This window comes from Pseudomonas sp. Ors-4-3C (genome assembly GCF_055755035.1).
On the sequence record NZ_CM146900.1, the window covers coordinates 4,602,694 to 4,626,956 of the forward strand.

General features: G+C 59.7%; 26 protein-coding genes. 7 read left to right on the top strand and 19 right to left on the bottom strand.

Features of this window, described 5'->3' with window-relative positions; genetic code table 11:
* Window positions 1–7: 7 nt before the first annotated feature.
* From ACVHNU_RS20755 to ACVHNU_RS20765, 3 genes are read right to left on the bottom strand one after another with little or no spacing between them, the layout of a single operon-like run.
* Window positions 8–721: a PilW family protein gene (locus tag ACVHNU_RS20755; protein WP_473018221.1), complete on the bottom strand. Its 714-nt coding sequence runs from the start codon at window positions 719–721 to the stop codon at window positions 8–10.
* Window positions 718–1,167 carry a type IV pilus modification protein PilV gene (gene pilV, locus ACVHNU_RS20760; RefSeq protein ID WP_103485408.1) on the bottom strand — a complete coding sequence of 150 codons (450 nt, stop codon included), beginning with the start codon at window positions 1,165–1,167 and terminating at the stop codon, window positions 718–720. Before pilV ends, ACVHNU_RS20755 begins: the two co-directional genes overlap by 4 nt.
* Window positions 1,164–1,637 (bottom strand): GspH/FimT family pseudopilin, encoded by a 474-nt coding sequence (locus ACVHNU_RS20765; protein WP_103485409.1) that lies wholly within the window; start codon window positions 1,635–1,637, stop codon window positions 1,164–1,166. The genes pilV and ACVHNU_RS20765 overlap by 4 nt, the downstream gene beginning before the upstream one ends.
* 131 nt (window positions 1,638–1,768) lie before the next feature.
* Here ACVHNU_RS20765 and ACVHNU_RS20770 point away from each other — a divergent pair, with 131 nt between their 5' ends.
* A complete protein-coding gene (locus tag ACVHNU_RS20770; protein WP_473018223.1) occupies window positions 1,769–2,338 on the top strand; it encodes a GspH/FimT family pseudopilin in 570 nt (189 codons plus the stop codon).
* Here ACVHNU_RS20770 and ispH read toward each other — a convergent pair.
* From ispH to murJ, 6 genes are all read right to left on the bottom strand, one after another.
* Window positions 2,295–3,239, bottom strand: a complete 945-nt coding sequence (ispH, locus tag ACVHNU_RS20775; protein ID WP_003228337.1) for a 4-hydroxy-3-methylbut-2-enyl diphosphate reductase — start codon at window positions 3,237–3,239, stop codon at window positions 2,295–2,297. The two genes, ACVHNU_RS20770 and ispH, sit on opposite strands and share 44 nt — an antisense overlap.
* A gap of 187 nt (window positions 3,240–3,426) precedes the next feature.
* The gene (gene fkpB / locus ACVHNU_RS20780) at window positions 3,427–3,864 is read right to left on the bottom strand and encodes an FKBP-type peptidyl-prolyl cis-trans isomerase (protein WP_198286829.1); all 438 of its coding nucleotides are present in this window, start codon (window positions 3,862–3,864) and stop codon (window positions 3,427–3,429) included.
* A 7-nt stretch (window positions 3,865–3,871) separates the two neighbouring features.
* A complete protein-coding gene (lspA, locus tag ACVHNU_RS20785; protein WP_003228341.1) occupies window positions 3,872–4,384 on the bottom strand; it encodes a signal peptidase II in 513 nt (170 codons plus the stop codon).
* Window positions 4,377–7,208, bottom strand: a complete 2,832-nt coding sequence (gene ileS / locus ACVHNU_RS20790) for an isoleucine--tRNA ligase (protein WP_473018224.1) — start codon at window positions 7,206–7,208, stop codon at window positions 4,377–4,379. Before ileS ends, lspA begins: the two co-directional genes overlap by 8 nt.
* 13 nt (window positions 7,209–7,221) lie before the next feature.
* On the bottom strand, window positions 7,222–8,160 hold the full coding sequence (ribF, locus tag ACVHNU_RS20795) for a bifunctional riboflavin kinase/FAD synthetase (RefSeq protein WP_003228347.1): 939 nt from the start codon (window positions 8,158–8,160) through the stop codon (window positions 7,222–7,224).
* Window positions 8,161–8,289: 129 nt separating this feature from the next.
* Entirely contained in the window at window positions 8,290–9,828 is a 1,539-nt protein-coding gene (murJ, locus tag ACVHNU_RS20800) for a murein biosynthesis integral membrane protein MurJ (RefSeq protein ID WP_003228348.1), read from the bottom strand.
* 252 nt (window positions 9,829–10,080) lie between these two features.
* Here murJ and rpsT point away from each other — a divergent pair, with 252 nt between their 5' ends.
* Window positions 10,081–10,353, top strand: coding sequence for a 30S ribosomal protein S20 (gene rpsT, locus ACVHNU_RS20805; protein WP_003228351.1), 273 nt, complete (start codon window positions 10,081–10,083; stop codon window positions 10,351–10,353).
* A 183-nt stretch (window positions 10,354–10,536) separates the two neighbouring features.
* Here the strand turns inward: rpsT and ACVHNU_RS20810 are convergent, their stop codons facing one another.
* From ACVHNU_RS20810 to rplU, 5 genes are all read right to left on the bottom strand, one after another.
* Entirely contained in the window at window positions 10,537–11,004 is a 468-nt protein-coding gene (locus ACVHNU_RS20810) for a CreA family protein (protein WP_003228353.1), read from the bottom strand.
* An 11-nt stretch (window positions 11,005–11,015) separates the two neighbouring features.
* Window positions 11,016–12,134, bottom strand: coding sequence for a glutamate 5-kinase (gene proB, locus ACVHNU_RS20815; RefSeq protein ID WP_103521657.1), 1,119 nt, complete (start codon window positions 12,132–12,134; stop codon window positions 11,016–11,018).
* Between the two features lie 137 nt (window positions 12,135–12,271).
* Window positions 12,272–13,495 (bottom strand): Obg family GTPase CgtA, encoded by a 1,224-nt coding sequence (gene cgtA / locus ACVHNU_RS20820; protein ID WP_003228358.1) that lies wholly within the window; start codon window positions 13,493–13,495, stop codon window positions 12,272–12,274.
* A 194-nt stretch (window positions 13,496–13,689) separates the two neighbouring features.
* Window positions 13,690–13,947 (bottom strand): 50S ribosomal protein L27, encoded by a 258-nt coding sequence (gene rpmA / locus ACVHNU_RS20825; RefSeq protein ID WP_003228360.1) that lies wholly within the window; start codon window positions 13,945–13,947, stop codon window positions 13,690–13,692.
* A 35-nt stretch (window positions 13,948–13,982) separates the two neighbouring features.
* Window positions 13,983–14,294, bottom strand: a complete 312-nt coding sequence (gene rplU, locus ACVHNU_RS20830; RefSeq protein WP_003228361.1) for a 50S ribosomal protein L21 — start codon at window positions 14,292–14,294, stop codon at window positions 13,983–13,985.
* A 241-nt stretch (window positions 14,295–14,535) separates the two neighbouring features.
* Here rplU and ACVHNU_RS20835 point away from each other — a divergent pair, with 241 nt between their 5' ends.
* The 3 genes from ACVHNU_RS20835 (at window position 14,536) to ACVHNU_RS20845 (ending at window position 16,491) form a co-directional block, all read left to right on the top strand.
* Window positions 14,536–15,504: a polyprenyl synthetase family protein gene (locus tag ACVHNU_RS20835; protein ID WP_473018226.1), complete on the top strand. Its 969-nt coding sequence runs from the start codon at window positions 14,536–14,538 to the stop codon at window positions 15,502–15,504.
* A gap of 180 nt (window positions 15,505–15,684) precedes the next feature.
* Complete coding sequence (locus tag ACVHNU_RS20840; protein ID WP_003228364.1) at window positions 15,685–16,026, top strand: zinc ribbon domain-containing protein YjdM; 342 nt, start codon at window positions 15,685–15,687, stop codon at window positions 16,024–16,026.
* A 207-nt stretch (window positions 16,027–16,233) separates the two neighbouring features.
* Complete coding sequence (locus tag ACVHNU_RS20845) at window positions 16,234–16,491, top strand: PA4570 family protein (RefSeq protein ID WP_003228365.1); 258 nt, start codon at window positions 16,234–16,236, stop codon at window positions 16,489–16,491.
* 137 nt (window positions 16,492–16,628) lie between these two features.
* Here the strand turns inward: ACVHNU_RS20845 and ACVHNU_RS20850 are convergent, their stop codons facing one another.
* The 3 genes from ACVHNU_RS20850 to ACVHNU_RS20860 all read right to left on the bottom strand — a co-directional run bounded on the left by ACVHNU_RS20850 (window position 16,629) and on the right by ACVHNU_RS20860 (window position 18,297).
* Window positions 16,629–17,246, bottom strand: a complete 618-nt coding sequence (locus ACVHNU_RS20850) for an FKBP-type peptidyl-prolyl cis-trans isomerase (RefSeq protein WP_003228367.1) — start codon at window positions 17,244–17,246, stop codon at window positions 16,629–16,631.
* Between the two features lie 121 nt (window positions 17,247–17,367).
* Window positions 17,368–17,673, bottom strand: coding sequence for a DUF6482 family protein (locus ACVHNU_RS20855; protein ID WP_473018227.1), 306 nt, complete (start codon window positions 17,671–17,673; stop codon window positions 17,368–17,370).
* A gap of 135 nt (window positions 17,674–17,808) precedes the next feature.
* Complete coding sequence (locus ACVHNU_RS20860; protein ID WP_003228371.1) at window positions 17,809–18,297, bottom strand: TIGR00645 family protein; 489 nt, start codon at window positions 18,295–18,297, stop codon at window positions 17,809–17,811.
* Between the two features lie 176 nt (window positions 18,298–18,473).
* On the opposite strand from ACVHNU_RS20860, the gene ACVHNU_RS20865 reads away from it, so the two are divergent.
* Entirely contained in the window at window positions 18,474–20,306 is a 1,833-nt protein-coding gene (locus ACVHNU_RS20865; RefSeq protein WP_473018228.1) for a hypothetical protein, read from the top strand.
* A 6-nt stretch (window positions 20,307–20,312) separates the two neighbouring features.
* On the opposite strand, the gene ACVHNU_RS20870 is transcribed toward ACVHNU_RS20865, so the two are convergent.
* Both ACVHNU_RS20870 and ACVHNU_RS20875 read right to left on the bottom strand, forming a co-directional pair.
* Window positions 20,313–20,642 carry a PA4575 family protein gene (locus tag ACVHNU_RS20870; RefSeq protein ID WP_003228378.1) on the bottom strand — a complete coding sequence of 110 codons (330 nt, stop codon included), beginning with the start codon at window positions 20,640–20,642 and terminating at the stop codon, window positions 20,313–20,315.
* Between the two features lie 324 nt (window positions 20,643–20,966).
* On the bottom strand, window positions 20,967–23,405 hold the full coding sequence (locus ACVHNU_RS20875; RefSeq protein WP_103520288.1) for a Lon protease family protein: 2,439 nt from the start codon (window positions 23,403–23,405) through the stop codon (window positions 20,967–20,969).
* Between the two features lie 300 nt (window positions 23,406–23,705).
* Here ACVHNU_RS20875 and ACVHNU_RS20880 point away from each other — a divergent pair, with 300 nt between their 5' ends.
* Entirely contained in the window at window positions 23,706–24,194 is a 489-nt protein-coding gene (locus tag ACVHNU_RS20880) for a DUF3015 domain-containing protein (protein ID WP_003228382.1), read from the top strand.
* Window positions 24,195–24,263 lie beyond the last annotated feature (69 nt).

Below are 24,263 nucleotides of genomic sequence, written 5' to 3' on the forward strand. Positions count from 1 at the left end.
TCCGGCCTCACTGCAAGCGGTTGCGCAAAGCGGCAACCACATTGAAGGTTTGATTGGCCACCCGGTTGTTCGGGTCGGTGAGGGTCAGGCTCAGGCGCACACTGCGGATGCGCGCCGGGTCACTGGGGTTGGCGCTGTAGGAGGACGCCGCGACATCGGTGGCGGACGTCGCCAGACCGAACATGACGCTGAACGCACTGACATTGTTCACCAGCACCTGCTGGATCGGAGTGCCGCTGCCGGTGCCCATGAGAATCTGGTTGTTGCTGAAGCTGTAGATCAAGCGGCGGATCGGAAAGGCGATCTGCCCGCTCGCCGCCGCCCGCAACCCGGTATAGGCCGTGGCGCTGTTGCGGCAGTCGGAGACCACCGTCCAGGTTGGCGTACCACCATTGCCACCGACATCGGCAGTGACCAGGGTCAGCTTGAGGTTGCTGTTGTCCCAACTGATCGGGATGATCTGCGCCGCGTTGAAATCCCCCGCCGAGCTCGCGTCAGTAATCGTGCCCAGGCAGCCGAACATGCCGACCATACGCAGTTCCTGAATCATCTTGCTCAGGACAAAACGTGCGTCTTCCTGCATGGCGGCAGCGGTGTTCTGGCTGACGTAAGTGTTTTTAGCGGCGAGAAACGTCTGCACCACCCCCAGCACGATGATCAGCCCGAGCGCCAGGGCGATGAGCATTTCGATCAGGCCGAAACCCCGGTTGGCGTGCTTCATGGGCCGGCCACCGGATCGACCGTGGCACGGCTGGTCAGGACGAAGCTGCGGGTGGTACCGGTGGCATTCGCGGCCCGTGAGTCATTCCAGTTGATGGTGATGGTGTACACCCGCTGATTGAGGGTGATCGTACCGGTGGCGGTCGGCCCGCCGAAATTGACGATGTTGGTGGTGAAATCGTAGAGATCCTGATCGCGGGCGACGCTGAGGTTGCCTGCGGTCGGCGGCGTGACCGTGTAATCGGCAGCGGAATTGGCGCGGATGCGGTCCATCATGTCGTAGGCGATGAAGCTCGCCTGACTGGTCATCCGGGAACTGTCGGTGTACTTCAGCGCATTCACTTGAACGGCGGCCGCGCCCAATATGCCGACGGTCAGAATCAGCAACGCGACCAGTACCTCGATCAGCGACATGCCCTCCTGTGTCTGTGTGCTCCCTGCCCTCATCCGCAACTTCCACCCAATTGAATTCGTCCGTTCAGACACACGTTCAGCGTCCTGCTTTGTGTTCCCAGCACATAACTGATGGCCACCGCCGTCGATGGCGCCGCCAGGCCGCCCAGATTGTTGAAATCCAGTGCGGTCACTCCTGAGGGTAGCGTCAGAGTCGCGCCGCTGCTCATCGCTGGAACAACCCGTAATACATTGGCCGGAGTGCCAGTACTGTCGTAGACCGACAATTCGCCGGTCCACACGCTGCCGCCGGCGCTCGGGCGCAAGCGTGTGGTCACGCCGCGATCAATCGCCTCCAGCCGCGCGTAGTTGATGGCGCGCTGCAGGTCACCCATTTCGGTGTCGGCCTTGCTGCTCTGGATCGAGCGAGTGAAGCCTGGCACCGCCAGGGTGATGAGGATCACCAGCACGGCGACCGCGGCCAACAGTTCGGGCAGCGTGAAACCTTTTGTACGATGATCCATCGATGCCCTCCGTTGCCGTCGGCTATACCTGCTTCTACAAGCTAGAACATTCAACCGGCCTGCGTCGGTTGATTTGCCCTGGCCGGCGAAAAGGATTGCGCCGGGCTTCATGCTCCACGGAGGGAGTCGTCATGCCGCAACAGGGTTTCAGTCTGATTGAATTGCTTATGGGACTGGCGATTGGCGCAATTGTTCTGTCGCTGGTCAGTCCGACCTTCGCGGCCTTCACTGAATCGACTCATCGCGACCTGGCGGCCCGGTCGCTGCTCGAGGGCATTCGCAACGCCCGCACACAGGCCATCACCCGCAATCAGAGCGTGGTGATCCATGGCATCAATGGCGACTGGAGTCAGGGCTGGCGGATCATTCTGGATATCAGCGGCAAGGGGCCGCTGGACAGCAGCAACCCACTGCTGCTGGAGCACGCGAGCGACGGGCGAATACCGATCGTCGGCAATTGGCTGGTCAGTCGTTACGTGCGATTCAGCAGTCTGGGACAACCGCTGATGCCCGGGCGGGCATTTCAGGCAGGGACGTTACATCTCTGCTCGGCACAGGAGCCGGTCAGCCAGCTCCAGGTGGTGCTGGCGGCAACCGGTCGGGTGCGCCTGACCAGCGCAAAGGCTGAGCAGGCGCTGTGCCTGAAGGCGAAGAGCGTCAGATCGAACGGACGCGCAGCTCTTTCGGCATCGAGAAAGTGATGTTCTCTTCGCGACCGGCCAGTTCATCGGCACCGGTCGCGCCCCAGGCTTGCAACTGCTGGATCACGCCGCGAACCAGCACTTCCGGTGCGGAGGCACCAGCGGTGATGCCGATGCGCTCGACACCCTCGAACCAGCTCTTCTGCAGGTCTTCGGCGCCGTCGATCAGGTAGGCCGGCGTGGCCATGCGTTCGGCCAGTTCACGCAGGCGGTTGGAGTTGGAGCTGTTCGGACTGCCCACCACCAACACTACGTCGCACTCGTCGGCCAGTTGCTTGACCGCATCCTGACGGTTTTGCGTGGCGTAGCAGATGTCGTCCTTGCGCGGGCCACCGATGGCCGGGAAACGTGTGCGCAGGGCATCGATCACGCGGCTGGTATCGTCCATCGACAGGGTGGTCTGGGTCACGAACGCCAGTTTTTCCGGATTACGCACCTGCAGTTCGGCCACGTCTTTTTCGTCTTCGACGAGGTAGATCGCGCCGCCATTGCTGCCGTCGTACTGGCCCATGGTGCCTTCGACTTCCGGGTGACCGGCGTGGCCGATCAGGATGCACTCACGGCCGTCGCGGCTGTATTTGGCGACTTCGATGTGTACCTTGGTAACCAGCGGACAGGTGGCGTCGAATACTTTCAGGCCACGACCGGCGGCTTCGCTACGCACGGCCTGAGAAACGCCGTGGGCACTGAAGATCACGATGACGTCGTCCGGCACCTGATCCAGTTCCTCGACGAAGATCGCGCCACGACTGCGCAGGTCCTCGACCACGAACTTGTTGTGCACCACTTCATGACGCACGTAGATCGGCGGCCCGAAGACTTCCAGGGCGCGGTTGACGATTTCGATCGCCCGGTCCACGCCGGCGCAGAAGCCACGGGGGTTGGCGAGTTTGATTTGCATGCTGTGCCTCGTGTCTTGCGCGCGAAATAAATTTACGTCCTGCTGATCGAGCACATTGCTCAAATCCAGCAAAAATCCAATGTGGGAGCGGGCTTGCTCGCGAAAGCAGTGTGTCAGACAACTTCTATGTTGAATGTCAGTCAGCATTCGCGAGCAAGCCCGCTCCCACAATGTTCTGAGGTGTAACTCAGATCGCTTTGACGGAGATGATCTCTACGTCAAAGGTCAGCGTTTTGCCCGCCAGCGGGTGGTTGAAGTCGACGGTCACTTGCGCGTCGTCGAATTCTTTCACCACACCCGGCAGCTCAGTATTGGCCGCATCGTTGAAGATCACCAGCAGACCCGGTGACAGTTCCATGTCGGCAAACTGCGAGCGCGGGATGATCTGTACGTTTTGCGGGTTCGGCTGGCCGAAAGCGTTTTCCGGCTCGACGGTCAGCGTACGCTTGTCGCCGGCCTTGAAGCCGAACAATGCCGCTTCGAAACCCGGCAGCAAGTTGCCGTCGCCGACCTTGAAGGTCGCCGGGGCCTTGTCGAACGTGCTGTCGACCGTATCGCCGTTCTCCAGGCGCAATGCAAAGTGCAAAGTGACTTCCGTGTTCTGGCCGATGCGTTGCTCAGCCAATACCTGTTCAGTCATGAACGGCTTCTCCGGTTTTCTTACTTTTGAACATGTCCAGTGCCAGCATCACCGCACCGACGGTGATGGCGCTGTCGGCGAAGTTGAACGCCGGGAAGTACCAGCGGTTCTGCCAGTGCACCAGAATGAAGTCGATCACATGGCCCAGGGCGATGCGGTCATACAGATTGCCCAGCGCGCCACCCAGCACCAGCGCCAAAGCGACGGCCAGCCAGGTTTCGTTGCGACCCAGGCGTTTGAGCCAGACCACCAGCACCGCACTGACCACAATCGCGATCAGGGCGAACAGCCAGCGCTGCCAGCCGGAGCTGTCAGCCAGGAAGCTGAAGGCAGCGCCGGTGTTGTAGGCCAGCGTCCAGCTGAAGTAATCGGGAATGATCACGATCTGCTGGAACATTTCGAGCTTGTTTTCGAAGTAGAACTTGCTGGCCTGGTCGATGACCAGAACCAGCAAACTCAACCAGAGCCAGCTCAACCGTCCGAAACGGCCAACGGCATTAGGCATAGTGACGAACCTCGCCGGCGCCGCTGATGTTGTCGACGCAACGACCGCAGATTTCCGGATGCTCCGGGTTCACGCCGACGTCTTCACGGCAGTGCCAGCAACGGGCGCACTTCGGGAAGGCCGATTTGACGATCTTCAGTTTCAGGCCGCTGACTTCGGTGGCGACCGCGTCCGCAGGTGCCTGAACGAAAGGCGCCACGCTGGCGGTCGAGGTGATCAGGACAAAGCGCAGCTCGTTGCTCAGCTTGGCCAGGTCGGCGCTCAGCGCGTCTTCGGCGAACAGCGTCACTTCGGCTTGCAGGTTGCCACCGACGGCTTTGGCCGCGCGCTGGATTTCCATCTCTTTGTTGACCGCCACCTTCACTTCCATGATGCGATCCCAGTAGGCGCGACCCAGCTCGAAGCCTTCCGGCAGCTCGGTCAGACCTTCGTACCAGGTGTTGAGCATCACCGATTCGTTGCGCTCGCCCGGCAGGTACTGCCACAGCTCGTCGGCAGTAAACGCGAGGATCGGTGCGATCCAGCGCACCAGCGCTTCGGAGATGTGGAACAGCGCGGTCTGGCACGAGCGACGGGCCTTGCTGTCGGCGCCGGTGGTGTACTGGCGGTCCTTGATGATGTCGAGGTAGAAACCACCCAGCTCCTGCACGCAGAAGTTGTGGATCTTCGAGTAGACGTTCCAGAAACGGTATTCGCCGTAGTGCTCTTGCAGTTCGCGTTGCAGCAGCAAAGTACGGTCCACCGCCCAGCGATCCAGTGCGAGCATGTCTTCAGCCGGCAGCAGGTCGGTGGCCGGGTTGAAACCGGTCAGGTTGGAAAGCAGGAAACGCGCGGTGTTACGGATGCGACGATAGGCGTCCGCGCTGCGTTGCAGGATCTGCTCGGACACGGCCATTTCGCCGGAGTAGTCGGTCGACGCGACCCACAGACGCATGATGTCGGCGCCCAGGGTGTCGTTGACTTTCTGCGGCGCGATCACGTTGCCCAGCGATTTGGACATCTTGCGGCCGGACTCGTCGACGGTGAAGCCGTGGGTCAGCAGTTCGCGGTACGGCGCGTGGTTGTCGATGGCGCAACCGGTCAACAGCGACGAATGGAACCAGCCGCGGTGCTGGTCGGAACCTTCCAGGTACAGGTCGGCGCGTGGACCGGTCTCGTGGCCCATCGGGTGCGAACCACGCAATACGTGCCAGTGGGTGGTGCCCGAGTCGAACCAGACGTCGAGGGTGTCGCTGATCTTGTCGTACAGCGGCGCTTCATCGCCCAGCAGTTCGGCGGCGTCGAGTTTGAACCAGGCTTCGATGCCTTCGACTTCAACGCGCTTGGCGACTTCTTCCATCAGTTCGACGGTGCGTGGGTGCAGCTCGCCGCTTTCCTTGTTGAGGAAGAACGGGATCGGCACGCCCCAGTTACGCTGACGGGAGATGCACCAGTCCGGACGGTTGGCGATCATCGAGTGCAGGCGCGCCTGGCCCCAGGCCGGAACGAACTTGGTCTCTTCGATGGCTTTGAGCGAGCGCACGCGCAGGGTGTCGCCGCTGACCGGCTCTTTGTCCATGCCGATGAACCACTGCGCGGTGGCGCGATAGATCAGCGGGGTCTTGTGGCGCCAGCAGTGCATGTAGCTGTGTTCGATGACGGTGGTGTGCATCAGCGCACCGACTTCGGTCAGTTTTTCGACGATGGCCGGGTTGGCCTTCCAGATGAACTGGCCGCCGAAGAACTCCAGCGACGGCACGTACACACCGTTGCTTTGCACCGGGTTGAGGATCTCGTCGTTGACCATGCCGTATTTCTTGCAGGTCACGAAGTCGTCCACGCCGTAGGCCGGGGCGGAGTGAACCACACCGGTGCCGGCGCCCAGCTCAACGTAGTCGGCCAGGTACACCGGCGACAGACGGTCGTAGAACGGGTGACGGAAGTTGATCAGTTCCAGCGCCGAACCCGGCGCGGTGGCCAGTACGGTGCCTTCAACGCCGTAACGCGACAGGCAGGACTCAACCAGCTCTTCAGCCAGGATCAGCAGCTTGTCGCCGATATCGACCAGGGCGTAGTTGAATTCCGGGTGAACGTTCAGTGCCTGGTTGGCCGGGATGGTCCAAGGGGTGGTGGTCCAGATCACGATCGAGGCAGGCTTGCTCAGCGACGGCAGACCGAACGCGGTAGCCAGTTTGGCTTCGTCGGCGATCGGGAAGGCCACATCGATGGTCGAGGACTTCTTGTTCTCGTACTCGACTTCCGCTTCGGCCAGCGCCGAACCGCAATCGAAGCACCAGTTCACCGGTTTGAGGCCCTTGAACACGAAACCGCCCTTGACGATTTCGGCGAGGGCGCGGATTTCACCGGCCTCGTTCTTGAAGTTCATGGTCTTGTACGGGTTGGCGAAGTCGCCCAGCACGCCGAGGCGGATGAACTCGGTCTTCTGCCCTTCGATCTGCTCGGTGGCGTAGGCACGGCACAGCTCGCGGGTCTTGTCCGCGCCCAGGTTCTTACCGTGGGTCACTTCAACCTTGTGCTCGATCGGCAGGCCGTGGCAGTCCCAACCCGGAACATACGGCGCGTCGAAACCCGACAGGGTTTTCGAGCGGATGATCATGTCCTTGAGAATCTTGTTCAGCGCATGACCGATGTGGATCGTGCCGTTGGCGTACGGAGGGCCGTCGTGCAGGACGAACTTCGGACGATCCTTGCCAATCTCGCGCAACTTTCCGTACAGGCCAATACTGTCCCAGCGCTGCAGGATCTGCGGTTCGCGCTGTGGCAGGCCGGCCTTCATTGGGAAGGCGGTGTCCGGAAGGTTTAGCGTGGCTTTATAGTCGGTCATTTAAGGCTCTTCATTAGCGATGGGCGCTAGGTGCGGCTAGTGCACGGGCGGCGGCGACATCCGCGTTGATCGCCGTTTTCAGTGCCTCCAGAGAGGCAAAACGCTGCTCTTCACGCAGCTTTTGGTGGAAAACCACCGTCAGACGCCGGTCATACAGATCGCCGGCAAAATCCAGTAGATGAACTTCAAGGTGGGCTTTGCCATCACCTTGGACCGTAGGCCGCACGCCGATATTGGCGACGCCGGGCCAGGTCTTGCCGTCGATATCCACATCCACCAGATAAACCCCGGTGAATGGCACGCGACGACGCTTGAGTTGAATATTGGCAGTGGGCGTACCCAGTTGCCGGGCCAGTTTCTGACCGTGCAGCACGCGACCGGCGATCCGGTACGGGCGGCCGAGCAAGCGTTCGGCCAAGGCAAAATCGGCGGCGGCCAACGCGTTGCGCACCTGAGTGCTGCTGACGCGAATGCCATCCAACTCGACGGTTTGCGCGGCTTCCACGGTAAAACCGTGAACCTGCCCGGCCTGCAGCAGGAAATCGAAATCGCCGAGGCGGTCGCAGCCGAAGCGGAAATCGTCACCGACCTCCAGATGCTGCACGCCGAGACCGTCCACCAGGATGGTATCGACAAATTCACTGGCGCTGAGCTTGCTCAGGCGCTGGTTGAACGCCAGGCACAGCACCCGGTCGACGCCTTCGGCGGCCAGCAGTTGCAGCTTGTCACGCAAGCGGGCCAGACGTGCCGGCGCGGTCTCCGGGGCGAAGAATTCCCGTGGCTGCGGTTCGAAAATCACCACGCAGCTGGGTACGCCCAACTCCAGCGCACGCTCACGCAGACGGGCCAGGATAGCCTGGTGACCACGGTGAACACCGTCAAAGTTGCCAATAGTGGCGACGCAGCCCCGATGCTGGGGGCGCAAGTTGTGGAGGCCTCGAACCAGCTGCATAACGCGCTTCTTGCTCATAAAGTGGTCGATTATAACCACACCCGACGGTCGACGACAGGCAACACCGTAACGCAAAGTGATCGAGCCGACAAAACTGCCGGCCCGCGCCCGTTGATAAAGGCTGAAACCTCAGCTCAAAGCCTTGCGATTGAAGTCACGCAGGCGGAAACCGAGCAGCAGCAACATACCGAAATACGCCACCACACCGGCAATCACCAGCGCACCCAGTCGCAGGAAGCGCTCCAGCATGTGCCCCTGATCCCAGGCCGGCATGAAATGCATACCGAGCAGCAACACCGCCGACATCACCGCGACCGCCACCACCAGTTTGAAGCCGAACAGGTACCAGCCCGGTTGCGGCTGATACATCTTTTGCTTGCGCAGTTGATAGAACAGCAGCCCGGCATTGAGGCAGGCACCGGCACTGATCGCCAGCGCCAGACCGGCGTGAGCCAGCGGGCCGATCAACACCAGGTTGAACAGTTGAGTGACGATCAGGGTGAAGATTGCGATTTTTACCGGAGTGCGGATGTTCTGTTGCGCGTAAAAGCCCGGCGCCAGCACTTTGATCACGATAATCCCGAGCAGGCCGACAGAATAGGCAATCAGCGCACGCTGAGTCATGGACGCATCAAACGCACTGAACTGGCCGTACTGGAACAGCGACACGGTCAGTGGCTCGGCAAGAATCCCCAGTGCCAGCGCACACGGCAGCACCAGCACGAAGCACAGGCGCAGGCCCCAGTCGAGGATCCGCGAGTATTCGTGACGATCCTTGCTCGCATAGGTCTTGGCCAGCGTCGGCAGCAAAATGGTGCCCAATGCCACGCCGAGCACGCCGGACGGCAATTCCATCAAGCGGTCGGCGTAGTACATCCACGACACCGAACCGGCCACCAGGAACGAGGCGAAAATGGTGTTGATGATCAGCGAAATCTGGCTGACCGAGACACCGATGATCGCCGGCAGCATCTGCTTCATCACCCGCCAGACACCGGTATCACGCAGATTCAAGCGCGGCAGCACCAGCATGCCGATTTTCTTCAGGTGCGGCAGTTGATAGAGCAACTGCGCCAGACCACCCACCAGCACTGCCCAGCCCAGGGCCATCACCGGCGGATCGAAATACGGCGTCAGGAACAGCGAAAACACGATCATGCTGACGTTGAGCAGGGTCGGCACGAAGGCCGGCACCGAAAAGCGGTTCCAGGTATTGAGGATTGCCCCGGCCAGCGAGGACAGGGAGATCAGCAATATATAAGGGAACGTCACCCGCAGCAGATCGGAGGTGAGCTGGAATTTTTCTGGCGTATCGGCAAACCCCGGCGCGGTGGCCCAGATCACCCACGGCGCGGCAATCATGCCCAGCGCTGTGACCAGCGCCAGCACCAGGGTCAGCAGGCCCGAGACATAAGCAATGAAGGTGCGGGTCGCCTCTTCGCCTTTCTGACTCTTGTATTCCGCCAGAATCGGCACGAAAGCCTGCGAGAACGCCCCCTCGGCGAAGATTCGCCGCAGCAGGTTGGGCAATTTGAAGGCGATGAAGAAGGCGTCCGTCGCCATTCCGGCGCCGAATGTGCGAGCGATGAGCGTGTCACGGACGAACCCCAGAATCCGGGAAAGCATCGTGATAGAGCTGACAGCGGCCAACGATTTGAGCAGATTCATTGAGGGAATTAGTGCCTGTCGATAAACAGCAGGCGAACAATGCGCCCACTTGTGCGATACTCCGCGCCGCAACAGCACAGAGCCAAAGCTCGCGAGTTTACAGGTCAAGCGCCGGAAATAAATATCCCGCCTCTTTACACCTACCACTTAGCGGAACGTTTCAAGCGCCCTTGACAAGACTTCAACTCATCGGCATGATTCGCGGCCTATTTTGTTTGCTATTTCCTAAAAAGTCTTTCGAGGAGCTCGACGGTGGCCAACTCACCTTCCGCCAAAAAACGTGCAAAACAGGCTGAGAAGCGTCGCAGCCACAACGCCAGCCTGCGTTCCATGGTTCGTACCTACATCAAGAATGTAGTTAAGGCCATCGACGCAAAAGACGCTGAAAAAGCTCAAGCTGCATACGTTCTGGCTGTGCCAGTTATCGACCGTATGGCCGATAAAGGCATCATCCACAAGAACAAGGCTGCTCGTCATAAGAGCCGTCTGAATGGCCACGTCAAGGCACTGAAAGAAGCTGCTTAATCGACGTAGTCATTAAAAAACCGACCTTAGGGTCGGTTTTTTATTGCCTGCGATTTAGTAAATCCCGCACATAAAAAAGTGGGAGCGGGCTTGCTCGCGAATGCAATCTGTCAGCCGACATCTCTAGCGACTGACACGACCTATTCGCGAGCAAGCCCGCTCCCACATTGTGGATTTGCGGTGTTATTGCTGAACAGGAACCCACGGCACGATCGGAATCGCCGTCACCGCATTCTGCGGACTACCTTCGATCACGCGATCGCTGTAGACCAGGTACACCAGCGTATTGCGCTTCTTGTCGAGGAAACGCACCACCTGCATGGTCTTGAATACCAGCGACGTGCGCTCCTTGAATACCTCGTCGCCATCCTTCAGTTCACCCTTGAACTTGATCGGGCCAACCTGACGACAGGCAATCGACGCCTCGGCACGATCCTCGGCCAGGCCCAAACCACCCTTTACCCCACCCGTCTTGGCGCGGGACAGGTAGCAGGTCACGCCATCGACTTTCGGATCATCGAAAGCCTCGACCACAATCCGGTCATTCGGACCGACAAACTTGAATACCGTCGACACCTGACCGATTTCCTCGGCCGAGGCCAGCAGTGGCAACGCCATCAGCAACCCCAACAATCCTTTTGCCATACGCATCGCGCTTTTCCTCAGACCAGAATCAGGTTGTCACGGTGAACCAGCTCCGGCTCAGCCATGTAGCCCAGCACGCCGACAATCGCGTCCGACGACTGACCAATGATTTTTTGCGCCTCTAGAGCACTATAGTTGGCCAAACCGCGGGCGATCTCACGACCGTCCGGCGCCACGCAAACCACCATCTCGCCGCGACGGAAACTGCCCTGAACCAGCTTGACGCCGACCGGCAGCAGACTCTTGTTGCCCTGCGACAATGCCGACACCGCACCCTCGTCAAGCACCAGCGTGCCACGAGTCTGCAAATGCCCGGCCAGCCACTGCTTGCGCGCCGCCAGCATGCCGCGCTCAGGCGACAGCAGCGTACCGATGCGCTCGCCAGCCTTCAGGCGATCGAGCACTCGCTCCAGACGCCCACCAACGATGATCGTGTGCGCCCCGGAACGCGCCGCCAGACGCGCCGCACGCAGCTTGGTCTGCATGCCGCCACGTCCCAGCGCGCCGCCGGTACCGCCCGCCACCGCATCAAGCGTCGGATCATCGGCGCGCGCTTCGTAAATCAGCTGCGCATCGGGGTTGTTGCGCGGATCGGCGTCGAACATGCCGTCGCGATCGGTGAGGATCACCAGCAGATCGGCCTCGACCAGATTGGCCACCAGCGCCGCCAGCGTATCGTTGTCGCCGAAACGGATCTCGTCGGTGACCACCGTGTCGTTTTCGTTGATCACCGGGATGACTTTCAGCTCAACCAGTGCGCGCAGGGTACTGCGGGCGTTCAGGTAGCGCTTGCGGTCGGACAGGTCGTCGTGAGTCAGGAGAATCTGCGCGGTGTGCCGGCCATGTTCGGCAAAGCTCGATTCCCAGGCCTGCACCAAGCCCATCTGGCCGATTGCAGCAGCGGCCTGGAGCTCGTGCATCGCACTGGGTCGCGAGGTCCAGCCCAGGCGGCTCATGCCGGCAGCCACTGCGCCGGAGGACACCAGCACCAGCTCGACACCCGCCTCATGCAGGGCAACCATCTGCTCGACCCAGACACCCATTGCCTTGCGATCCAGCCCCTTGCCGTCCGCCGTCAGCAAAGCGCTGCCGATCTTCACGACCCAACGCTGCGCACCTGTCACTTTGCTCCGCATCATCTTCAACCTTAGCTTGAGGGCCGCGCGACCCAGCGCTGCCCGTGACGTTAATCGTGGCTATTGGTGACCAACGATCGATTTCCAGATACTAAAACGCCGCTCGATTGAGCGGCGCTTAAGTTTACTGCAACGAATCAGTCGCGCACGTAAATGATTTCCGGACCGTCTTCATCATCCACATCTTCTTCGTCCCAGTCATCGTCACCGATGTCATGGACCGACTTCACGCCGCTGCGACGCAGGGCACGCTTGTCATCCAGCGCCTGCAACTGCGCACGGGCTTCGTCTTCGATGCGCTGATCGAGATCAGCCAGTTCTTCCTTGTACGCCGGGTCGTTGGCCAGACGATCAGCACGATCTTCCAGATAACGCATGATGTCGCGCGTCAGGCGCTCGGTGCCTTCTTTGGCGATGGCCGAGATCACGTAGACCGGACCTTCCCACTGCAGGCGATCAACGATTTCCTTGACGCGCTCTTCGTGTTCTTCCTCGAGGATCTGGTCACACTTGTTCAGCACCAGCCAGCGATCACGCTCGGCCAGCGACGGACTGAATTTGACCAGCTCGTTGACGATCACTTCAGCCGCATCCGGTGCACTGGTGTCATCCAGCGGCGCCATGTCGACGAGGTGCAGCAACAGACGCGTACGCGCCAAGTGCTTGAGGAAGCGAATGCCCAGGCCGGCACCGTCGGAAGCACCTTCGATCAGCCCCGGAATGTCGGCGATGACGAAGCTTTTCCAGCGATCAACGCTGACCACACCCAGGTTCGGCACCAGCGTGGTGAACGGGTAGTCGGCGACTTTCGGCTTGGCCGCCGACACCGAACGGATAAAGGTACTTTTACCGGCGTTCGGCAAGCCCAGCAGACCGACGTCAGCCAGCACTTTCATTTCCAGTTTCAGGTCGCGCTGCTCACCCGGCTTACCCGGAGTGGTCTGGCGCGGCGCACGGTTGGTACTGGATTTGAAACGGGTGTTGCCCAGACCGTGCCAACCGCCCTGCACCACCATCAGTTTCTGGCCGGCCTTGGTCAGGTCGCCAATCACTTCCTGGGTGGCCGAGTCGATCACGGTGGTACCGACCGGCACGCGCAGGATCAGGTCTTCACCTTTCTTGCCAGTGCAATCGGTGCTGCCGCCGTTGGAGCCACGCTCGGCATCGAAGTGCCGGGTGTAACGGTAGTCGACCAGGGTGTTGAGGTTTTCGTCGGCCATCATGTAGATGGAACCGCCGTCACCGCCATCACCGCCGTTCGGGCCGCCGTTTTCAATGAATTTTTCCCGACGGAAACTCATGCAGCCATTGCCGCCGTCACCAGCTTTTACGCGGATCGATACTTCGTCTACAAACTTCATAACTCAACGCCTCTCGCCATACGGACGAGCCGAAAAACAATCAAGACATAAGACTCTTGCAAAAATGAGCGCAGCGACCCCAAACCACGACCTGCATCGCACGCCGACAGCCCATACAAACAGTTTTGCAAGAGACTCACCCCACAAACGAAAAAGCCCCGTCGCAAGACAGGGCTCTTCCAGCGATCTCGCGATTAAGCCGCGACAACGCTCACGTAACGACGACCGAAGGCGCCTTTTACTTCAAACTTGATCACGCCTTCGATTTTCGCGAAGAGAGTGTGATCTTTACCCATGCCAACGCCGTAGCCAGCGTGGAATTGGGTGCCGCGCTGACGCACGATGATGTTGCCGGCCTTGATGACCTGGCCGCCATACATCTTCACGCCAAGGCGTTTGGCTTCTGAGTCGCGACCGTTACGGGTACTACCACCAGCTTTTTTGTGTGCCATGAGTTCAATTCTCCTAGTGAGGAATTAGGCTGTAATTAAGCCTGAATACCGGTGATTTTGATCTCGGTGAACCACTGGCGGTGGCCCATACGCTTCATGTGGTGCTTACGGCGACGGAACTTGATGATGCGGACTTTATCGTGACGACCTTGGGAGATCACTTCAGCCTTGACGGTTGCGCCAGCAACAACAGGTGCGCCGATGTTCACGTCGTCGCCATTGGCGACCAGCAGAACGCGGTCAAAAGTCACGGATTCGCCAGTAGCGACTTCCAGTTTTTCGATCTTCAGGTATTCACCTTCAGCGACCTTGTATTGCTTACCGCCGGTAACGATTACTGCGTACATGGTATTTCTCCGATAATCCTGCTCACCCAGCTCTTTATAAGAAGAGGTATTGGCTGGCATGGCTGCATGGGGCTGGAACGGCCCAAGTGCAATTGCGTAAGGCAGGTGCTGCCCAGGAAGTTCAGGGTGCGCGATTGTACGCAAGCCGCGAGAGTCACGCAAGTGGCCGTCCATCGCGCCTTGACAGGCCCCGGTGTGGGTCCTAGCATGCCGCGCAACCCTTCTGGAGCAACTGTCGCTGATGCAACCCCAAGCTTTCTACCGCGCGGTGGCGGACGATTTTAACGCCGTCGACGGCATCATCAAGAAGCAGCTGACTTCCCGAGTGCCGCTGGTATCGAAAATCGGCGATTACATCACCTCGGCCGGCGGCAAACGCCTGCGTCCGTTACTGGTGCTGCTGTGTGGCAAGGCCCTGGGTCGCGAAGGCGACGACATGCGTCTGCTGGCCGCCACCATCGAATTCCTGCACACCGCGACCCTGCTGCATGACGACGTGGTCGACATGTCCGGCATGCGCCGTGGCCGCTCCACCGCCAACGCCATGTGGGGCAACGCCCCGAGCGTGCTGGTCGGCGACTTCCTGTACTCGCGCTCGTTCGAAATGATGGTCGAGCTGGGTTCGATGCCGGTGATGAAGATCCTGTCCCAGGCCACGCGCATCATCGCCGAAGGCGAAGTGTTGCAGCTGTCCAAGGTACGCGACGCCAGCACCACCGAAGAAACCTACATGGAAGTCATCCGCGGCAAGACCGCGATGCTCTTCGAAGCCTCGACCCACAGCGCTGCCGCACTGGCCGGTGCCACCGCCGAGCAGAGCGAAGCCCTGCGCACCTTCGGTGATCACCTGGGCGTGGCGTTCCAACTGGTCGACGACCTGCTGGACTACAAGGGCGACGCTGAGACCCTGGGCAAGAACGTCGGTGACGATCTGGCCGAAGGCAAGCCGACCCTGCCGCTGATCTACACCATGCGTGAAGGCACACCTGAGCAGGCTGCACTGGTCCGCCAGGCAATCCAGAAAGGCGGGATCGAAGACCTCGAAAGCATCCGCTTCGCCGTGGAAGCCTCCGGTTCGCTGGAATACACCGCGCAACTGGCCCGCGACTACGTGGCTCGTGCGATCAAATGCCTCGACGCGCTGCCAGCCAGCGAATACCGCGATGCACTGGTAGAGCTGAGCGAGTTTGCGGTCGCCCGCACGCACTGATCTGCCTTCCGTGGGAGCGGGCTCGCTCGCGAAAGCAACCTGTCATTCAACATTCATGTTTAATGACATACCGCATTCGCGAGCAAGCCTGCTCCCACAGTTGTTTCTGCGCTATGCCCTCCTGCGCATAAAACCCTATACAATGTGCGACTTTTAGCGATCCCCTATCAAGGAGCCTTAGTGAGCACGTTGCCACCCTGCCCGAAATGCAATTCCGAATACACCTACGAAGACGGTGCCCAACTGATCTGCCCCGAGTGCGCCCACGAGTGGTCGGCCAATGGCGAAGCCGAAGTGGCGTCCGATGATGCCGTGAAGAAAGATTCGGTCGGCAACGTGCTGCAGGACGGCGACACCATCACCGTGATCAAGGATCTCAAGGTCAAAGGCACTTCGCTGGTGGTCAAGGTCGGCACCAAGGTCAAGAACATCCGCCTGTGCGATGGCGACCATGACATCGACTGCAAGATCGACGGCATCGGCCCGATGAAGCTCAAGTCCGAGTTCGTCAGAAAGGTCTGATCCTTCTGTCAGCCATCCCGCGCCCGGCGTGGGATGGTGAATCGCCCTCCCCGCTTTCCCCTCCTGCATTCTCGCGTGATAGCCAGACGCCAGGCGTTTTGACCTTACGCAATCTTTACCCGGAAAAAATCGCATTCCGCCAATAGGCACTTGCTATTTGACGAATAAGAATTATTCTCATTGAAACCTTTCAAGGAGATGAGACCCATGACTTATTTGATCGACGCCTGGCTGGATCGCCCACACCCATACCTCAGGATCCTGCATCGGGAAACCGGAGAAGTCTGTGCGGTACTGGAAGAAGAAGCCCTGCATGAGCTGCAGGATCAGGGTGATCTGGACGTCAGCAGCCTGAATTCCAGCGAACCGCTGGTGCTCAAGGAGCTGGTGCGCAATCTGTTCCTGTTCTGCTATGCCCGGGCGTTGCGCCCGACCAATGAGCTGCATCACAAGATCGAAATATGATCAGCGCGGTAAAAACTGTGGGAGCCGGTCTGCTGGCGAAAGCGCTGTGTCAGGCAACGAATGGGTTGCCTGATAGGACGCCTTCGCGAGCAAGCCCGCTCCCACATTATTGACCTGTCATAGGGACAGGCCAGGTCTTACAGAACGTCCAGCAGCTCGACGTCGAATACCAGAACGCTGTGCGGCGGGATGCTGCCAACGCCTTGAGCGCCGTAAGCCAGTTCGCTCGGCACGTACAGGCGCCATTTGCTGCCGGCATTCATCAGTTGCAGAGCTTCGGTCCAGCCAGCGATCACGCCGCCAACCGGGAATTCTGCTGGCTGGCCACGATCGTAGGAGCTGTCAAACACGGTCCCGTCGATCAGCATGCCGTGGTAGTGAGTACGCACGGTGTCTTCACGGGATGGCTTGGCGCCTTCACCCTGGGTCAGCACTTCGAATTGCAGACCGGAAGCCAGCGTGGTGATGCCTTCTTTCTTGGCGTTTTCAGCCAGGAAAGCACGGCCTTCACCGGCAGCGGCTTCAGCTTTGGCGGCGGCTTCGGCTTGCATGATCTCGCGGATCACTTTGAAGCTGGCGGACATGGCTTCCTGATCGACACGGCTTGGCTTGCCGGCGAATGCGTCGGTCAGACCGGCCAGGATGGCGTCCAGGCTGACACCCGGTGGCGGGTTGTCGCGCAGCTGGTCACCCAACTGACGGCCGATGCCGTAGCTGACGCGAGTTTCGTCGGTGGACAGATTTACTTCGGACATGACACTGCTCCGCTGTGCGGACGGCCATCAGACTTGCCGTGCGTGCACAGCGCGTCCCGGCGCGCCCGGAACCAAAAGGGCGAGCAGACTAGCACAGATGCCCAGCGATGGCGCGCAAGGCCTACAGGGCCGAGCGCCAGGCCAGCGGTACTTTCAGGCTTTCATCGGCACTGACGACCAGTCCGCACATTTCATCGTGCACCAAGGTGTGTACGAGGTTGAACGGTAGCACCGGAAAGTTGTGCAACACATCCCGCGCATGCTCCACCGAACGCAGCATCAGCATGTTGCCCTTGAGATCACTCAGCGGATACGCCGCCCCATGCATCCGCGCCTCGAGCAGATAAAGCCCGCCCTCCATGGAGATCAGGTTCAGCTCATCGACCTTCCTGGCGATGGCAAACGCATTCAACTCTTGCAGGTTCATGAACGCACCTCACACGGTGGCGAGCCAAGACCTCTACAGGGATATGCCCGCACGCACCAAAGCACAAGCCACAAACGACACCGCCCGTCTGTTTCGCAACAGACGGGCGGTGTTTTTGCAGCGATCAATCAATGATCAGTGCTTGGTGACCTTGTCCAGGTAACCCATGGCGAACGCCGAGATCACGAAGGTCATGTGGATGATCACGTACCACATCAGGTGCTCGGGATCGACGTTCTTGGCGTCCATGAAGATGCGCAGCAGATGGATCGAAGAAATCGCCACGATCGATGCCGCCACTTTCATCTTCAGCGACGAAGAGTCCATGGTGCCCAGCCAGTTGAGCTTTTCCTTGTTGTCGTCGATGTCCAGCTGCGAGACGAAGTTTTCATAGCCGGAAATCATCACCATCACCAGCAGGCCGCCAACCAGTGCCATGTCGATCAGCGACAGCAGCACCAGGATCAGATCCGATTCGGCCATCGAGAACACGTTGGGGATGACGTGGAAGACTTCCTGGAAAAATTTCAGTGCCAGCGCCAGCAGCCCGAGGGACAGGCCGAAATAGATCGGCGCCAGCAGCCAGCGCGAGGCGTACATTGCGTTTTCGAAAAAGCGTTCCATTGAATCTCACACAAGGGGGGGGTTGTAATCGGAGGCGAGTATACCAGCCCCCTGTGACAGCCAGAAACCGCCCGGCTCGCACCTCCAATCACCGCCACCTGCGTGTGTATGTGATTTTTTTTCTGCTACTGTCCAAACCATTGAACACCTAGCGAAAGTGGACAGGACGACTGGAAATGGATGTGCGATTGCCGTTTAAGACTGCCGGGATTTGCCTCGCTCTGCTGCTGGGAGGCTGCTCTCCGGGTGATGAGAAAAAACCATCGGTCAGCCTCGAAGCAAAGACGGCAACGTTCGAACATTCACTGGACGCCATCGCCGACCCGAAGCTCAAGGAGGCCGTGACCGAGCTCGGCGGATCGTTGCTGTTGCTCGAACGCGCGCAGCTCAAACTTGACGGCGCACCGCTGAAAACCGTCTACGGCGAAGACATTCTCGGCGTCCTCAAGCATTACCCTTCACCGCAGGCGCTGGTCGATACCTTCATCAATGGCCTGTTCGTGCTACACAAGGATGCCAGCTCCGACTACCTCACCGACCTGCAACCGGTGTTTCCCTTCAACCTGAACATTCCCGGCGGCTTCCTGTTCCCGCATGGTGTGGAATGGCAGTCAGTCACGCTGAGCAACAAACGCGTGATTGCCTATCAGCAGGAGTGGTCGGAAACCGATCCCGGCATTCAGCTGAGCCCGTCCAGCTCCAACGTCACCAACCCCGAAGACCTGACCGTGACCTACCCGTTCATCGAGGGTCTGGACGTGGACAGGAAGAGCCAGCCGCAGCCGGTGAGCCTGCAAGGCAAAGTGGAAGTGATTGCGCCGCGACGCTTGTTCAGCTTCAACCTGAACCAGAAGGATGTTGGCCAGACCCGCACCGACGACAACCTCAGCGTCACCCTGCTGAAGCTGGAAAAGAACTACGCCGAAATCGAAGTCAGCAACAGCCTGCCACTGGCTCCCGAAGTTGAGGGGGCACAGCTCAATCCAGTGATCGTTCAGGCTCGCGACACCAGCGGGCAATACCTGGAGCGCGCCGGCTCAATCAATGAAAGTCCGGCACAGGTTGCCTTCTACGAAAAACAACTGGCGTACCTGCAACAACAGAAAACCTGGAGCGAAGGCCTGGAAAAACAGCTCGAGAACGAACAGCATACCTTCGAGCAGCAACACCCACGGCGTTACAACAAGATCTACTTCAACGGCCCTATCGACACTCTGGAAATCAGCGTGCTCGACTTCTCATCGGCGACCGTGACTCGCAAAGCCCTGGATCTACCGGTGCGCACCTTCAGTCAGCACACCACGGAAAAGGCCATCCAGCCGCTGGACCCGGGGGTGGTGGTGTATGACGATCTGGCGCCGAACTGGCTCAAGGGCGCGAGCCTCACCGAGGAAGCGCTGAAGGCCGGCATCCGCATCCATCAGTCCACGGAAGACCCGAGCGCTGCACGCATCGAATTCTCCCACCGACGCACCTTCAACGATGAATTGCTCGGCGATGACTTCAGCCCAGGCGACAGCCCCGTGACGTTCTTCACCGAGAAACGCAGCGGCAAACTCGATGAACCGATCGAACTGCCGCCCGAGGCGTACCAGGTCGATCCGCTGCAAGCGACCATTACTTACGATTTGAATCTGTTTCCGGAAACCCCGGCGATTGCCGTGGGCTCGATGCCATTGTTTCTCGCCAGCGTGGACAAAAAAACCTACGACGCCAAGTCCTTGCCCAAAGGCCTGGAGATCAAGAACAACATGCTGGTGGTGGACCTGAAACTGTTCCCGGCCAACGCCTGGCGATTCTTCGTCAAAGATGACAGTGGCAACTACCTGAAACAGATTCTGTCGGTCAGTCACGACGCGAGCGCACAAGGTCCGGCGCTGTTCGGCGTGCATTACTTCTATGGCCGTCCAACGCACGTGGAGACCTACCAGCGAACCGAACTCAATACCGTGCAATACGGCTTTGAGGTCAAGCTCGACAAGGCGCAGCTGCCCGACACTGCGCCATGATGGCGCCTAATGGTCGAACACGCCGACCGTACGCCCACGCCCACCGTTGATCTGGCGCAGCTGTGCTTGCAGGTGCAGGCTCCAGATCTGCGGATCGTCGGCCAGTTCGTAGCCGTGCATCGTCAGGCTTTCAACAATGGTGTCGAGAATCGACTCGGCGGCGACCGGCCCGTGAAACGGACCTTGGGCCTTGATGGCGGAAGGTTGTTCGCCGGCCATGCCGGCAGCGAAGAGCAGCGTCCACATACCGGTATCGCCGGCCAACGGCTTGATGACGCATTCGATGCGGGTCACAAGACCCAGGCATTGACGGGTGAGGCAGAGGTTGCGCGACATGGCGGCGACCCTCGGTAAAGCCTGTATTCAGCCTTCACGCGAAGGCTGTTTCGATCCAGTGATACTGTCGATGTCCTTGAGCTGAGAATAGAAGAAAAGTCCGCCCAGCAAGCCGGATAGAACCAGAAGGCGCCGAATGGTCATTGTGTGAATTCTGACGTCAGAGTAGTGGCACTTTTCCCGATGATCACCGCAAAATCCAATTTGAAAACAACTGTGGGAGGGGGCTTGCTCCCGAAGGCGGTGTATCAATCGACACATTAGTTGATTGATACACCGCCTTCGGGAGCAAGCCCCCTCCCACAATGTTTACCACGTCAGCGTTCAGGCCGGTTTGGCCTCTGCCAACGCCTCCTGCGCCAGTTCCTTCTCGGCCTCTTTCAAGTCATCTTCGCTGATCATCTCGGCAATCACCCGCAGACGCTCGACCACGCGGGCGTTGACGCTGCCCTCCGGGAACTGGCCTTCGGCGTCCGGCTCACCGGCCGGCTCGCCGACCAACAGGCTCAGCGCTTCGTCAGCCTGACGCACCGCGTACACGTGGAACTGCCCGGCACGTACCGCCGCCAGCACCTTCTCGTCGAGCATCAGCGTAGCGACGTTGGCCTGCGGAATGATCGCGCCCTGCTCGCCGGTCAGCCCGCGCGCCTCGCAGAGACGGAAGAAGCCTTCGATCTTCTCGTTGACCCCGCCGACCGCCTGCACTTCGCCGAACTGGTTGATCGAACCGGTGATCGCAAAACATTGCTTGAGCGGAGTTTTCGACAACGCTGAAATCAGCGTGCAAGCCTCGCCCAGCGACGCGCTGTCGCCATCGACATAACCGTAGGATTGTTCCAGCGCGATGCTTGCGGAAATCGCCAACGGGAATTCCTGAGCGTAACGACTGCCCAGATACCCGGTGAGGATCATCACGCCCTTGGAGTGAATCGGCTGGCCGAGATTGACCTCACGCTCGATGTCGACGATGCCGCTGCCGCCCGGATACACCGTGGCGGAAATCCGCGCTGGCACACCGAACGCCGAATCACCGACTTCCAGCACGGTCAGCCCGTTGCACTTGCCGACCGCCGCACCATCGGTGTCAATCAGGATGATCCCGGCGAGCATGTCGTCGAGGATCCGCGCCGAGACCCGACCGGTGCGAGTTGCCTTGGCTTTCAGCGCACGCTCGATGTGGCCGGCGTCGGTCATTTCATCGCCGGCCAGATGACGGATGAAGTCCGCTTCGCTGACCAGTTGGAACAGGTCGCCGATCCGCGCCGACAACCGCCCCTGATGTTCGGCCAGCCGCGCGCTGTAGGTCGCCAGACGCGCGACCGCATCGGCAGTCAGCGGCGCCATGCCTTCTTCCGAGGTACGGGTCTTCAGTAACTGGGCGAATTGCTCCAGGCTTTCGTCGACCATCGGGATGTCTTCGTCGAAGTCGACCAGCACCCGGAACATCTCCTGGAAGTCCGGATCCAGATCCTGCAGCGTGTAATACAACTGGCGCGCACCGATGATCACCACTTTGACCTGCAACGGAATGTGCTGCGGATTGAGGGTCACAGTGGCGAAACGGCCCATCTCGCCCAGCGGCGATTCCATTTTCAACTTGCGCGATTGCAGGGCGCGCTTCAGCGCGTCCCACACAAATGGCTCGCTGAGCATTTTTTCTGCTTCAAGAATCAGGAAGCCGCCGTTGGCGCGATGCAATGCACCTGGGCGCAACTGACGATAAGTGGTGTAAAGCGCGCCCTGATCGGTGGTGTATTCGATACGGCCGAACAGGTTTTCGTAGGTCGGATGCGGCTCGAACACCACCGGCGCACCGCCACTGTGCGGATGCCCGACCACCAGGCTCGGCGCGTATTGCTCTTCGAGCAGCTTGCGCGCCACCGCGTCGGTCTTGCTGTCGTCGACCAGTTGCTCGACCACGGTTTTCAGCAGATACACCTGCATCGCTTGCAGGTAACCACAGACCGCGGCGTTCTCCGCGTACTTCTCGGACAACGGCGAGAGCAACGGCTGCAAGGCCAGGGTGATGGTTTCTTCATTGAGCTGACGCAGCTGATTGTTCGACTCGCGCTTCCATTGCGGCAGGCTCGCGAGTTCTTCGTTCAGGCGTTCTTCGAGGCCGGAAATGTCCTCGTGAAAGCGTTCGCGCTCGGCTTCCGGCAGTTGCGAAAACTCGGCCTCGTCCAGCGCCTTGCCTTCAAGCATCGGGGTGAACGCGATGTTGCTGCTGTCGCGATACAGGGCGACGTCTTTTTCCAGGGCCAGACGCTCGATGACGTCCAGCGCCTTGTCGTAGCGCTGGTTGAAGGCGCGGTCGATGGCGCTTTTCTTTTGCTGGTAGGACGGGTGTTCGAACACCGCCGGGAAAGTCGCCAGCAGGTTGTCGATCAGACCGTTGATGTCGCCGATGAATGCGCCGGCGGTGCCCGAAGGCAATTCCAGTGCGCGAGGTTCACGCGGTTCATCGAAATTGTTGACGTAGACCCAGTCCGCCGGGGTCTGCAGGCGTTTGCCTTCGGCCTTCAGGTAGCGTTTGACGAACGAGAAACGGCCGGTGCCGGGTTCGCCCATGACAAAGACGTTGTAACCGGGGCGTGGCATGGCCACACCGAACTGCAAGGCTTCGACCGCACGTTCCTGGCCAAGCACACCGCGAAAGGGCTCCAGATCATTGGTGGTAGTGAAGCTGAACTGTTCAGCGGAAAACGGACGGGTCAGCGCTTCGGGCGCTAGACGCAAGCTGGCAGCAACAGGATCAGGCATCGGGCTTCCTTAACAATCAGGCGGGGCAGATAGCGGCATTCTGGCGCTGCCCGTACCCCACTGGCAAGGCGCGCCACACGACAAAGCATAGACAAGCGCCCTGCTCCGCAGCCGGCCCCGTGAAACCGGGGACATCAACGAATAATCAGCAAAAAATCACGGAACCACAGGAACGTGCCTAAACTCCAAACTGCGCGGCTGGAACAATAACCGGCCCACTGGCTTCAAAAGAGTCTGTCTAGACAGCGCTTGGGGGGCCAGAACCCTGTCCATTGGTATGCACACAAAGAGAACAAAGCTATGAAACGGATTCTTCTCGGTACTCTCTTCACCGTTGTTTCCCTCAACGCCATGGCTCAGGCGCCAGGCGGTCCGGATTGCGGTTGGGGCAACATGCTGTTCGAAGGTCAGCGTGGCACCCCGGCACACTTCCTGGCATCCACCACCAACGGCACCTCCGGTAACGCTACGTTCGGTATGACTTCCGGCACCAACGGTTGCTCGACCAACGCGTCGCTGACCTACGGCGGTAAATCCTGGTTCGCCATGAATGGCATGATGAACGAGCTGTCCGAAGACATGGCCAAGGGCAACGGCGAAGCGCTGACGACCTACGCCGTGGTACTGGGCGTGGCGCCGGAAGACCGTGCGCACTTCGCGGCTGTCACTCACGAGCACTTCCAGCAGATCTTCAGCAAAGCTGACGTGACCGCAGAAGACGTGCATACCAACACTCTGGCCGTACTGAAAAACGACCCTCGTCTGGCCAAGTACGCGACTCAAGCTTAAGCTCGACCCCACCCGCTTCTTTCGGGAAGCGGGTTTTGTTTTTTATGGCCCGCCCTTTTTGAGCGATGC